Origin of the sequence: Corallococcus exercitus (assembly GCF_003611585.1) — a bacterium.
Classification (GTDB): Bacteria; Myxococcota; Myxococcia; order Myxococcales; family Myxococcaceae; genus Corallococcus; species Corallococcus exercitus.
This window is the reverse complement of the sequence record NZ_RAVW01000246.1, coordinates 1-14293: the sequence shown is the minus strand read 5'-3', so window position 1 is coordinate 14293 and position 14293 is coordinate 1. Positions and strand designations below refer to the sequence as shown.

At 73.2% G+C, this 14293-nt stretch carries 1 protein-coding gene; it reads right to left on the bottom strand.

From position 1 onward, the window contains the following. On the bottom strand, positions 1–14199 hold a 14199-nt coding region (locus D7W79_RS26540), incomplete at its 3' end, for a non-ribosomal peptide synthetase (protein WP_439099232.1). Between the last annotated feature and the right edge of the window lie 94 nt (positions 14200–14293).

Genomic DNA, 14293 nt, shown 5'->3' with positions numbered 1-14293 from the left:
GGGCGGCGGGCCCTCGTTCACGACCGGGGCGGCGGGACGCGTGACGACGGGCGCCACGGGACGCGGCGCCTCCACGACGGCGGGACGCGCCACGGGCGGAGGCGGGAGGCGGGACGGTGTCGCCACGGGCTCCACGCGGCCATCCGCGCGCAGCCGGGCGTGGCGGCCCGTGCGGTACAGCCGGGCAGCGGCCTCGCGGGGGTGCGGCACCAGGCGGCGGTGCTCTTCATCGCCCGCGCGCCACAGCGCGGTGGGGAGCCCCGCGCCGGCGAGGGCCAGCTCGCCCACCACGCCCGCGGGGACAGGCTGGCCAGCCGCGTCCAGCACCCACGTCTGGAGGTTCGCGGGGATGCGCTCGCGCGGCGTGCGCGGCAGGAGCGCGCCCTCCTGGGCGTCACCGGACAGCCACACCTCCACGCCCGCGGCCCGGTGCAGCGCCGCGCCCAGCTCCACCGACGCGCCCTCCACCACCAGGGCGCCCACGTGGGCCAGGGACTCGCGCGCACCGGACAGCTCGCTCAGCGTGCGCGCCAGGCGGGCCGACGTGTGCACCAGCACCGCGCCGGACGCGCGCGCCAGCTCCAGCAGGCCTTCCACGCCGGCCTCGGCCTCCACCAACACCTGCTCCTGGCGGACGGCGGCCTCCGCGTCCATGCGCTCGCGCACCACGGCCAGCCGGCGCAGGCCCTCCAGTACCACCGGCGTCTCCAGGCCGAAGTCGATGAGCGCCGCCACCTCGTCCACGTCCGCCGCGCGCACGTCGCGCAGCCGCTTCAGCGCGCCGTCCACCGTGCCCACGAGACCCGTCGTCTTGGCGTGGTTCTCGAACGTGTGCTCCAGCAGCGCGTCGATGTCCTCCGCGGACAGCTTCTGGATCTCGCCCTGGTAGCCCTGGGTGAGCAGCAGCGACGTGACGATGTCCACCGAGCTGCGGAAGTACGCGAGCAGCGGCTGGCGCACGATGCGAAGCACCTCCTGGTCGTCGTCGCCCAGGTACGTGTGCAGCATGCAGGTGATGTGGCCGCGGCCCGGGTGGCCGTTGCGGCGCCACGCCTCGCGGTACAGGGCGATCTTCGGCTTCATCTCCTCCAGCGAGTGCGACAGCAGGCCGGTGAGCACGCCCGCGCCCAGCTCGCCCGCCATGCGGAAGGTCTCCGGGTTGGACGTGGCGGTGAGCCACACCGGCAGCTCCTTCTGCACGGGCTTGGGCCGCAGCACCGCCTCCATCGTGGTGCCCGCGCCGCCGGGACGCTTGAACTTCTCTCCGCGCCACAGCGCGCGCAGCGTGGACAGCTTCTCCAGGAGGATCTCCCGGCGCCGCTCGAAGTTGGCCGGCGCGAAGGTGAAGTCCTGCGTGTGCCAGCCCGTGGCCACGGACAGGCCCACGCGGCCCTGGGACAGGTTGTCCACCACGGACCACTGCTCCGCGATGAGCAGCGGATCATGCAGCGGCAGCACCACGCTGCCGGAGCGCAGGTGCAGGTGCTTCGTGACGGTGGCCAGGCCCGCCGCCACCACGGCCGGCTGCGGGTACAGGCCGCCGAAGGAGTGGAAGTGCCGCTCCGGCGTCCACACGGCGGAGAAGCCGTGGGCGTCCGCGAACTTCGCGCCCTCCAGCAGCAGCTCGTACTTCGGACCCTGGAGCGTGTCCTCGTCGTTGGCGAAGTAGATGAGGCTCAGGTCCATCGCCTTCGCGCGAGGCCCGCCGCCCCCCAGGCTCACCAACCCCGCGGTGATGCGCTCCGGCGGGTACACCACGCGCAGCCCACGCGTGAGCGCCCACAGGGCCTCCAGCTCCGGCCGGTCCGCGGACGCCTCGCTCGCGGACAGCCACGCGCCCCCATCCGGCGGGGACAGCCGCGCGTCCAGCCCGGTGAAGAACTCCGACAGCTCGCGGTGGCCCAGCGCCCACGCGGGCTGGCCGGCCCCCGTGGACAGCAGCCACGCCAGCGCGTGCGCGTCCTCGGGTGCGTGGAAGGGTGCACCCGATGCTTCCACGTCCTCCACGTACACGACGCGCGAAGCCTCCACGCGCACGGAGGCCACCAGCGCGCGCGTGGTGACGAGCACCGGCACGCGGGCACCTTCCGGCGCGTAGACAGGCAGCTGACCCAGGTCCGCGGGGCCCAGCGCGATGCCCGCGCCACCGGCGGCCAGCACGCCCCACAGCGCGGCCAGCTTCTCCGGCGACGAGCGCAGGCACACGGCCACCGGCGTCCCGGCCGTCACGCCCATTGCCTTCAGCCGCGAGGCCAGCACATCCGCGCGGGAGCCCAGCTCGGCCCAGGTCCAGTGGGTGTCCCCGCGCGAGACGGCGGTGGCGTCCGAGTGGCGCGCGCGCCGCTCCGCGAGCAGGGCCGGCACGGAGGTGAAGCCCGGCGAGGCCCGAGGCGCGGGCCAGGCGCGGCGCTCGGCCTCCGTGGCCAGGGGCAGGTGCGAGATGGGCGTCTCGGGCCGGGCGAGCGCGGCGGCCAGCAGCACCTGGAAGTGCTCCACGAGCCGCTCCACGGTGGCGGAGTCGAACAGCTCCGTCGCGTACTCCAGGGCGCCGTGGACGCGGCCGGGGGCCTCGGAGAGCACGAGCGTGAGGTCCGCCAGGGTGGCGCCCCACTGCACGGGCGTGCCCGGCACCTCCACCAGCGAGCCGCGCAGGCCGGTGAGCTCCAGCGTCGTCGCGCCGGCGCCAGCGCCCGTGTGGTAGACGAACACGGAGTCCGTCATCCGGCCGCGGCCGATGTCCTTGCCCGGGATGAGGGCTTCCACCAGGTACTCGAAGGGAACGTCGGGGCGCGTCTGCGCGTCGGCGACCTCTTCGCGCACCTGGGCGAGCAGGTCGCGGAAGGTGAGCCCCTCCGTGAAGCGCGTGCGGAACGCCGCCGAGTGCGCCACGTACCCGATGAGCGGCAGCAACTCCGGCCGGGTGCGGTTGGCGATGGGCGTGCCGACGATGACGTCCGTCTGGCCGCTGTAGCGGTGCAGGAGCGTCTGCCACGCGGCGAGCACGGTCATGTAGCCGGTGAAGCCCTCGCGGCGCGTGAAGGCCGTGAGCTCCCGGGCGAGCGCGGGCGGGAAGTCCACCGTCATGCGCGCGGAGGTGAGGGGGCTCTCGGTGGGACGCGGGCGGTCCGTGGGCAGGTCGAGCTTGCGCGGCATGCCGGCCAGCCGCTGCCGCCAGCCCTGATCCTGTTCGGGCAGGCGGTTGCCCGCGATGCTGTGGCGCTGCCACGCGCCGAAGTCCGCGTACTGCACGGGCAGCGGGGGCAGGGGAGACGGACGGCCCTGGAGGAAGGCGTTGTAGAGGTGGACCAGCTCCTGGACGAACAGGGCGATGGAGAGCGTGTCACTGACGATGTGGTGGATGCCGCCCAGCAGCATGTGCAGGCGCGTGTCCAGGCGGACCAGGGTGGTGCGCACGACAGGGCCGTTGACGAGGTCGTACGGCTTCGCGGCGTCCTCGCGAGCAAGGCGCATGGCCTCGGGTTCGCGCGTCTCCATGGGGCCGCGCAGCTCCACGCGGGTGAGCGGCACGTGCATGTGCGCGTGGAAGCGCTGCACGGGGCGGCCGTCCACGACGTCGTAGGTGGTGCGCAGCGCTTCGTGGCGCCGGACGATCTCCTGGATGCCGCGCTCCAGCACGTCGGCGTTCACGTCGCCTTCGAGGCGAAGAACGAACGGGATGTTGTACGCGGACTGGCCGGGCAGGTGCTGCTCCAGGCGCCAGACGCGCTCCTGCACGAAGGACAGGGGCAGCTCGCCGGTGCGCGGCAGCGGCACCAGGGGAAGCTCCACGGAGACGGGGGCCTGCGGGGCCTGACGCAGCAGGGGCACCAGGCGTTCCGCGATGCCCGCGACGGTGGGGGCTTCGAAGAGGGCCGCGAGCGGCAGGTTCACGCCGAAGGCGTCGCGCACCTGGTTGAGGAGCTGGGCGGCCGTCAGCGAGTTGCCGCCAATCTCCAGGAAGTCGTCGTGACGGCCGACGAACTCCAGGCCCAGGCGCTCGCGCCACAGCGCGGCCACGCGTTCTTCCACCTCACCGCGAGGCGCGTCGTCACGGACGGGCTGCGAAGAGGCCGGGGCCGCGGTGACAGGCTCGTCGAAGTCAGCGGCGTCGTTGCGCGTGGGCATCTGGGACCTGTCGAGGGATGCGGCGTCGGTCTGTGGCTGGGACGGGGCGAAGGCTGCGGCGTGGGAGGAAGGCGTCGGCGGAGGCGCGTCGAAGGAAGGGGCCTCGGTCAGCGTCGCCACGCGACCGGTCCCGGCGAACGCGGTCGCCGTCTGGGTCGCGGAGTGGGTGTTCCCGAAGGACGCGGCTCCGGCATGAGTCGCTGCCCGGCCGGTCGCATCGGAGGGCGAGGCCCCCACGTGGGTCGTGCCGCTGGCGCCGCTGTCGAAAGATGAGGCCCCCGCATGGGTCGTGCCGCTGGCGCCGCTGTCGAAAGATGAGGCCCCGGCATGGGTCGCTACACGGCCGGTCGCATCCGAGGGCGAGGCCCCCGCGTGGGTCGCGCCGCTGGCGCCGCTGTTGAAAGACGCGGCCCCCGCATGGGTCGCGCCGTTGGTGCCGCTGTCGAAGGACGCGGCTCCGGCATGGCTCGCACCGTCGGCGCCGCTGTCGAAAGACGTGGTCCCGGAGCGCGGAGACGCTTGGCCACCGCTGAAGGACGAGGACGCAGCGCCGATGGTCGAAGACGACGGCCCTGACATGTGGGGCTCGGTGAGCGTTGCCACGCGGCTCGCACCGCTCAGGTGCGCGGTCCCGGACAGCCCTTCGGTTCCTCCGAGCGATGCCGCGCCAGCGGAGACGGACGTCCCTGCGTGACTCGGCCGCGCGGCTTCAGCGCCATTCCCCTGCGCCGACACCTCCGCCGGAGACCGCGTCGCCGTGGTGGTGATGCGGCCGGCCGCGGGGCCTTGCGCCTTCTGCTCCACCCAGACGGTCTTCTCCTGGAAGACGTACGTGGGCAGGTGCATCCGCAGGCGCTGCTCGTGCGCGTAGAACGCGCTCCAGTCCACAGCGACACCCGCGGTCCACAGCTCTCCCACGGCCTGGAGCCAGCCCATCTGCTCCGTCGTCGTCCCGGCCACGCGCAGTGACGCCAGCCCCTGGACACGGCTGCGGCCGTTCTCCTCCCGCATCAGGTTCGCGCGCACCAGCGGCGTCACGTCCTGACCGGGGCCAATCTCCAACAGCACCGCGCAGCCTTCCTCCTGGAGCGTCTCCACCGCGCGGGTGAAGTGCACCGGCCTGCGCATCTGCTCCGTCCAGTAGCGCGGATCCGCGAGCTGCCCCGGCTGCGCCACCGTCCCCGTGAGGCTGGACACGTACCGCACCGTCGGCTCGGACCGGCGCAGCGTCCCCACCACCCGCGCCAGTTCCGGCATCACCGGTTCCACGTCCACCGAGTGGAACGCATGTGGCGCGGGCATCCGCACCGCCCCGGCCTTGCGGCCCTTCAGCTCCGCCTCCAGCCGCTCCACTTCCTCCACCGGCCCGGACACCACGCAGCGGTCCGGCGCATTCACCGCCGCCAGCTCCAGCCGGCCCGACAGCAGCGGCTGGACCTGCGCCGCGGGCAGCGCCACCGCGAGCATCGCCCCCGGCGGCATGCGGTGCATCAGCTCCCCGCGCGCCACCGTGAGACGCATCGCGTCCTCCAGCGACAGCACGCCCGCGACACACGCCGCCGCGTACTCCCCGAAGCTGTGCCCCATCACGGCGTAGGGCGTCACCCCCAGGTCCTGCCACAGCCGCGCCAGCGACACCTGCACGCTGAACAACGCGGGCAGCGCCACGCGCGTGTCCGCCAGGGCCGCCGTGGCCTCGGCTTCCGCGCCGGCCTCGGGCGACAGCAGCTTCGACACGCGCGCCCGCAGCGGCGCCTCCAGCAGCGCGAGGCATGCGTCCAGATGCGCGCGGAACCGGGGCGACGCCTCCGCCAGCTCGCGTCCCATCGCGACCCGCTGTGCCCCCTGACCGGAGAACACGAACGCCACGCGCGGCGCGCGCTTCTCGCCCTTCACCGCGACCAGCGGCTTGCGCAGCTGCCGCGCCAGGTCCTCCGCGTCCTTCACGACCAGCGCCTTGCGGTACTCGAACGCCTTGCGGCCCACGGCGTGCGTGAACGCCAGGTCCGCCAGCGCCTGCGCGTCCACGCCCTCCGCCACGTGCGTGTCCAGCTGCCGCGCCGCGGCCTGCAAGGCTTCCTGCGAGCGCGCGGAGAGCACGACGAGCTGGTGGGACCGCGTGGTGGAACCACTCTGCCGCATGGGGGCTTCCTCAAGAACTGCGTGGGCATTGGTACCGCCAATGCCGAAGGAGCTGACCGCGGCGAAGCGGGGCGTCTCGCCCCGGGGCCACGACCGCAAGGTGGTGTTGACGAAGAACGGCCCCGCGTCGAAGTCGATCTGCGGGTTGGGCCGCTCGAAGTGGAGGCTGGGGGGAATCTCCCCGTGGTGCAGCGACAGCGCGGCCTTCATCAGCCCCGCGAGGCCCGCGACCGTGTCCAGGTGGCCCACGTTCGTCTTCAGCGATGCCAGCGCGATGCGCCCCCGGTGCTCAGAACCCAGGCCGTACGCGCGAGTCAGCGCCGCCACTTCAATCGGGTCGCCCAGCGGCGTCGCGGTGCCGTGGGCCTCCACGTAGCCCACGGCCTCCGGAGAGACGCCCGCGTTGGCCAGCGCCTGGGACACGACGGCGGCCTGGCCCTGCACGCTGGGCGCGGTGAAGCCGGACTTGTGCCGGCCGTCGTTGTTGAGCGCCGAGCCCCGGATGACGGCGTAGATGGCGTCCCCATCCCGCACCGCGTCCTCCAGGCGCTTGAGCACCACCGCGCCCACGCCGTTGCCGGACAGCGTGCCGCCCGCCTTCGCGTCGAACGCGCGGCAGTGGCCGTCCGGGGAGAAGATGAGCCCCTCCTGGTGCACGTAGCCCGTGCGCTGCGGCACCGTCAGGCGCGTCGCGCCCGCGATCGCCACGTCGGACTGGCCCACGCGGAGGCTCTGGCAGGCCAGGTGCACCGCCACCAGGCCCGTGGAGCACGCGGTGTAGAGCAGCGTGCTCTCACCCGTGAGCCCCAGCTTGAAGGAGGTCTTCGTCGCCAGGCTCTCGTGCGTGGCGGTGCCGTGCAGCTCCATGAACGACGCCGCGTCCAACGGCATCGCCTGGCGCACGGCGTCCGTGTACCCGGAGCCCGTGGCCCCCGCGTACAGCGAGATGGCGCCAGGGAAGCGGTCCGGATCAATGCCCGCGTCCTCCAGCGCGGCCCACGCCGTCTGGAGGAAGAGGCGCTGCTGCGGATCCGTGAACTGCGCCTCGCGCAGGGACATGTCGAAGAAGGCGTGGTCGAATTTGTCCACGCCGTCGATGACGCCCGCGGCCGGCACGAAGGCCGGGTGGTGCCACAGCTCCAGCCCCTCCGGCAGGGCGGGCATGTGCTCCAGCTCCTCCGGCGAGAAGCGCGAGATGGACTCCACGCCCCCGCGCAGGTTGCGCCAGAACTCCGCCACCGTCATCGCGCCGGGGAAGCGGCCCGACATGCCGATGATGGCGATGCCACCGGACGCGCCCGCCTTCGAGGCCTCGCGCGGACGGTGCCCCGGAGCCGGCGCCACGGGCGGAGCGGCGCTCGGGCCCTGGGACTCGCGCTCCAGGCGCTGGACGATGCCTTCGAGCGTGGGGTGTTCGAACAGCCAGACGACGGGCACCTCGCGCTGGAGCTCCTCGCGCAGGCGCGCGGCCAGCCGCACCACGGTCAGGGACGTGGCGCCCAGGTCCTCGAAGAGGTGGTCCTGCGCGCCGACCTTGTCCGTGCCCAGCTCGCGGGCGAAGACGGGCGCCAGCCGCTGCTCCAGCGGGTGCGAGGGCTCCACGAAGCGGCCCTGCCGTCCGGTGGACGCGGCGTCCGGCGCGGGCAGCGCCTTGCGGTCCACCTTGCCGCTGGGGTTGAGGGGCAGGGTGGCCAGCGTCACGAACACCGACGGCACCATGTACTCCGGCAGCCGCTGCCGCAGCGCCGCGCGCATCGCGGAGGACTCCAGCACGTGCCCGGCACGCGGCATCGCGTAGGCGACGAGCCGCTTGTCTCCGGGCACGTCCTCGCGCACCACCACCGCGGCCTCCTGCACCGCGGACAGGTCGCGCAGGGCGGCCTCCACCTCCGCCAGCTCGATGCGGAAGCCGCGCACCTTCACCTGGTGGTCGGCGCGGCCCAGGAACTCCAGCGTCCCGTCCGGACGCCAGCGGACCAGGTCCCCGGTGCGGTACAGCCGCGCGCCCGGAGTCACCCCGTGCGCGTCCGGAACGAAGCGCTCCGCCGTGAGGTCCGGCCGCGACACGTAGCCGCGCGCCACGCCGTCACCGCCGAGGAACAGCTCGCCCGGCACGCCCACCGGCACCGGGTGCAGCCGCGCATCCAGCACGTACACCGACGTGTTGGCGAGCGGCGCGCCGATGGGCACCGACAGCGCCACCTGCTCCGGCCGCTCCACCGTGAAGGTGGTGGCGACCACGGAGCACTCGGTGGGGCCGTAGGCGTTGGTGAACGGGATGCCCAGCGACTCCACCGCCTTGCGCACGTGCGGCGCGGAGACGATGTCGCCGCCCGCGTGCAGCTCCCGCAGCCGCCCGAGGATGTCCGGCCGGTGCTCCATCAACTGCGAGAAGAGGCCGGAAGGCAGGTGGACGAACGTGACGCCATGGCGCTCCACCACGCGGGCCAGCGTGTCCATGTCCCCCGCGGGCACGTTGCCGGGGAAGACGACGAGCCGGCCGCCGTGCAGCAGCGGCGTCCACAGCTCCAGCACGGAGCCGTCGAAGGACACGGGAGCGAAGAGCAGTCCCGTGTCGCGAGCGCCATAGCGCGTGTACGGCGCCGAATGCATCAGGCGCAGCAGGCCGCGCTGCTCGATGCCCACGCCCTTGGGGCGTCCACCGCTGCCGGAGGTGAAGATGACGTAGGCCAGGTGTCGCGGCCCCACGCCGGTCTCCGGCGCGGTGATGGGCTGATCCGCCAGCGACAGCTCCTCCAGGAACAGGCAGGCCAGGGACGCATCGGGAAGATGCAGCCGTCCGCGCAACTCACGCGTGGTGACGAGCAGGTGCGGCCGGGCATCCTCCAGCATGAAGCTCAGGCGCTGCGCGGGATACGACGCATCCAGCGGCACGTACGCACCGCCCGCCTTGAGGATGCCGAGCACCGTGACGACGAAGCCCACGGAGCGCTCCAGGCACAGCGCCACCAGCACGTCCGGTCCCACGCCCCGGGCCCGCAGGACATGCGCCAGCTGATTGGCCCGCGCATCCAGCTGCGAGTACGTCAGTCGCTCATCCCCATCTTCCACGGCAATGGCGTCCGGCTGCCGCGCGGCCTGCATCGCGAAGCGCGCCGCGACGGTGCTGTCGGAAGGATAGGGAAGGGCGGTGTCGTTCCACGCGACGAGCACCTGCTGGCGCTCCTCCGGCGTGAGCCACGGCAGCCGGGAGATCGGCGCGTCCGGTCCGGCGACGGCGGCCTCCAGCAGCACGCGCAGGTGCCCGGCGAGCCGGGCCACGGTGTCGCGCTCGAAGAGGTCGGTGCTGTACTCGATGGAGCCGCGCAGTCCGTCCGGCGTCTCCGTGAGCAGCAGGCCCAGGTCGAAGTGCGCCGTGCCCGCGTCGACCTCCAGCAGCTCCATCCGCAGCCCCGGCGCTTCGAGCACCCCGGCCGGAGCGTTCTGGAGCGCGAAGACGGCCTGCACCAGCGGCGTGCGGCCCAGGTCACGAGGCACCTGGAGCTCCTCCACCAGCTTCTCGAACGGGAGGTCCTGGTGCTCATAGGCCGCGAGCGTCGTGTCCCGCACCTGCTCCAGCAACGCGCGGAAGGACGCCTCCGGACGGATGCGCGCACGCAGCACCAGCGTGTTGACGAAGAAGCCGACCAGCCCCTCCACGTCGCCGTGGGTGCGGCCCGCGATGGGAGCGCCGACGAGCAGGTCCTCCTGCCGGCTGTAGCGCGACAGCAGCACCTGCCACACGGCGAGCAGCGCCATGAACGGCGTGGCACCTTCGCGCCGGGCGAGCCCCGCCAAACGGTCCGCCAGGTCGCGAGGCACGTGCATGGGCAGCAGCGCGCCATGCGGAGAGCGCGTCGTGGGACGCGGCTTGTCGGTGGGCAGGTCCAGGACCCGCGGCGCACCGGCGAGCTGTTCCTTCCACCACGCCACCTCGTCCGCGAGCACGTCGCCCTGGAGCCAGGCGCGCTGCCACGCCGCGAAGTCGGCGTACTGGATGGGCAGGGCCGGCAGCGCCGGGGCCGCGCCGGAAGCGAAGGCCGCGTAGGCCGTGGCCACCTCGCGCACCATCACTCCCAGGGACCAGCCGTCGGAGACGACGTGGTGCATGCCCAGGAGCAGCACGTGATGCGACGGGGTCAGCCGCAACAGCCGCGTGCGCAGCAGCGGTCCCGAGCCCAGGTCGAAGGGCCGGCCCGCCTCCTCGCGCGCCAGGCGCTGCACCGCCGCCTCGCGGTCCTCGGCCGGAACATCGCCCAGGTCCGTCAGGGGCAGGGCCCAGCGGGGCGTGGGCTGGATGATCTGGACGGGGTCACGGCCCTTCAGGGCGAACGTGGTGCGGAGCGCCTCGTGACGTTCGACGAGCAACTCCAGCGCGCGGCGCAGGGCCTCCGCGTCCAGCGCGCCCTCCAGCCGCACGGCGCCCAGCAGGATGTACGGCGTGGCACCGGGCTGGAGCTGTTCCACCAGCCACAGCCGCTGCTGCGCGAAGGACAGGGGCAGCTCGCCATCGCGGGCGGCCTTGCGGATCGCGGGCACTCGCGGAAGGTCGGAGCGTGAGAGGAGCTGCGCCTCCACCTGCTCGGTGACCCCGGCGACGGTGGCGCCGTCGAAGAGGCCGCGCAGGGGCAGCTCCACCTGGAAGGTGGAACGCACGCGGGACAGCAGCCGCGTGGCCAGCAGCGAGTGGCCACCCAGGGCGAAGAAATCATCGTGCACGCCCACCTGCGGCACGCGGAGCACGTCGCGGAACAGATCCGCGATCCGCTGCTGGAAGGGCGTCATCCGCACGGGCTTCTCGGGCGCCGCCGCGACCGAGCGCGCATCCGGAGCGGGCAGGGCCTTGCGGTCCACCTTGCCCACGGGCGTGAGGGGCAGGGCGTCCAGTGCCACGAACGCGGAGGGCACCAGCGGCGCAGGCAGCCGTTCGGACACGAAGGCGCGCAGCTCCGCCGCGTCCAGCGGAGCCTTCGGCACGTACCACGCCACCAGCCGCGGATCGCCCGCACCATCGTCGAGCACCCCGGCCACCGAGGCCTTCACCGACGGGTGCTGGCGGACGATGGCCTCCACCTCGCCCAGCTCGATGCGGAAGCCGCGCAGCTTCACCTGCGTGTCCATGCGGCCCAGGAACTCCAGCGTGCCGTCCGCCAACCAGCGCACGCGATCACCCGTGCGGTAGAGGCGCGCGCCGGGCACGTCTCCGAAGGGCAAGGGCACGAACCGCTCCGCCGTCAGCGCGGGGCGGCCCAGGTAGCCCCGGGCCACGCCGTCACCGCCCAGGTACAGCTCGCCCGGGACGCCCACGGGCACCGGCTGCCAGTGCGCATCCAGCACGTACGTCCGGCAGCGCGTCATCGGCCGGCCGATGGGCACGATCGTCACGTGCTCCGGCAGGCCGTTGAGGTCCTGCGTGCTGGCGCCCACGGTGATCTCCGTGGGGCCGTAGAAGTTCACCAGTCGCACCGGCGGTCCTGCGCGCAGCACCGCGCGGATCGCATCCGCGTTCGCGGCCTCTCCCGCGAAGTAGACCGCCCGCATCGTGGCGAACGCATCCGGGACCTCTCGCGCCACGGTGTGGAACAGGGCCGTGGGGAACATGGCCGTGGTGGCGCCCGTCTCGCGCAGCGCGCGCGCCAGATCCGCCGGGGCCAGTGTCACGTCACGCGGCAGGATGACCAGCCGCGCACCGTTGAGCAGCGCACCCCAGACCTCGAAGGTGGCGATGTCGAACGACGGCGTCCCGGCCTGCACCATCCGGTCGTCCGGTCCAATCTGGAAGTAGTTCGTGTCCCGCACCACGTGCACGATGGAGGCGTACGTGACGCCCACGCCCTTGGGCGTGCCCGTGGAGCCCGACGTGTAGAGCACGTAGACCAGCTGGTTCGGCAGCAGCCGCACGGCCGGGGAGGACGTGTCCTGGCGCGTGAGTTCCTCCCGGTCCGCATCAAGGCTCACCGTGGGCCAGGCCCGGTCCTGGACGGCCTCGGGCAGCGAGCGCTCCGTCACCACCAGCGACAGCCCCGCGTCCTGGAACATGAACGTCAGCCGCGACGCCGGATAGGCCGGGTCCAACGGCACGTACGCGCCGCCCGCCTTGACGATGCCGAGCATGCCCACGACGAGGTCCAGGCCGCGCTCCACGCACAGGCCCACGCGGCCCTCGGGCTGGAGCCCCCGGGCCAGCAGGTGCCGCGCCAGCTGGTTCGCGCGCGCGTCCAGCGCCGCGTAGGTGAGCGTATGGCCCTCGTGCTCCACGGCGATGGCGTTGGGGGCGCGCCGGACCTGCGCGTCGAAGAGGTCCAGCAGGGGCGGCTCGCGCAGCGGCCGGACGTCCGGCGCGCTGAAGTCCTTGAGCACCTGTTCACGCTCGGCCGCGTCCATCAGCGGCAGCAGGTGCACGGGTGTCGCCGCATCGCGGGCCACGGCCTCCAGCAGCACCCGGAAGTGCGTGGCGAACCGCGCCGCCGCGTCCGCGGAGAAGAGGTCGCGGCTGTATTCGAGCGCCCCCTCCAGCCCGTCCTCCCGCGCGGTGAGCGACAGGATGAGGTCGAAGCGCGCGGTCTCCGTCGAGGTGGGCAGCCGCTCCACGCGCACGCCGGGCAGGGCCGGCGCGGACAGCGGTGCGTTCTGCAGCACGAACATCACCTGGAACAGCGGGGTCCGGTCGCCGCCGCGCGCTTGCGCCACTGCCTCCACGAGCTGTTCGAAGGGCACGTCCTGGTGCGCGAACGCGGCCAGGGAGGACTCGCGCACGCGCTCCAGGAGCTCGGTGAAGCGGGGCGCTCCGTCCAGGCGCGCGCGCAGCACCAGCGTGTTGAGGAACACGCCGATGAGGGGCTCCAGCTCCGGCCGGGTGCGGTGGGCCACGGGCGTGCCCACGGCGAAATCGTCCTGGCCGGAGTAGCGCGACAGCACGGCCTGGTAGCCGGCCATCAGCACCATGAACAGCGTGGCGTCATGCGCCCGGCCCACCTGCTCCAGCGAGCGCACCAGCGACGCGGGCAGCGTGAAGACGTGCGTGTCCCCACGCGTCGACCGCGTCCCGGGCAGCCCCTGCTCCGCGGGCAGGGTCAGCACGGGCACGTCCTTCAGGGACTCCCGCAGCGCTTCCAGGTGGGCGCGCACCGGCTCGGAGGCGTCCTGCTGGCGCTGCCATGCGGCGAAGTCCGCGGCCTGCACCTCCAGCGACGGCAGCGGCGAAGGCCGTCCCTCCGCGAGCGCCGCGTAGAGGCTGCCCACCTCGTGCACGAGCACGCCCATGGACCAGCCATCCGTGACGATGTGGTGCATGCACAGCAGCAGCACGTGTTCGTCCGCGGCCAGCCGCAGCAGCCGCGTGCGCAGCAGCGGACCGGTGCCCAGGTCGAAGGGCCACGTCGCGTCCTCGCGCATGCGCTGGCGCAGGGTGGCCTCGCGCGCGTCGCCTTCGGGAAGCGTCTCCACCGGGAGCGGCCACTCCGCGGGCGGAGCGTGGATGCGCTGGAGCGGCTGGCCATCGCGCTCCTCGAACGTGGTGCGCAGCGGTTCGTGCCGGCGGACGATCTCCGCGAAGGTGCGGCGCAGCACCTCCACGTCCAGGGGACCGGAGAGCCGCAGGGCCAGGGGGATGTTGTAGAGGGCCTGACCGGGCTCCGGCCGGTCCAGGAACCACATGCGCTGCTGCGCGAATGACAGCGGCAGCGCCCCATCCCGGGACACGGTGGGGATGGGCTCGGCGGGATGCCGCGAGGGAAGCGCCTCGATGCGCTCAGCGAGCCGAGCCACGGTGGGCGCGTCGAACAGCGCGCGCACGGGCAGGTCCACGCCGAAGCGGGCGCCCACGCGGGTGATGAGCTGGGTGGCCAGCAGCGAATGCCCACCGAGCGCGAAGAAGTCATCGTGCGCGCCCACACGCTCCACGTGCAGCACGTCCTGGAACAGCGCGGCCAGCCGCTCCTGGAGCGGCGTCAGGGGGCTGGCATCCCCGGTGGCTGTCTCTTATATACATCTGACGCTGCCGACGATAAGGCTCGTGTAGATCTCG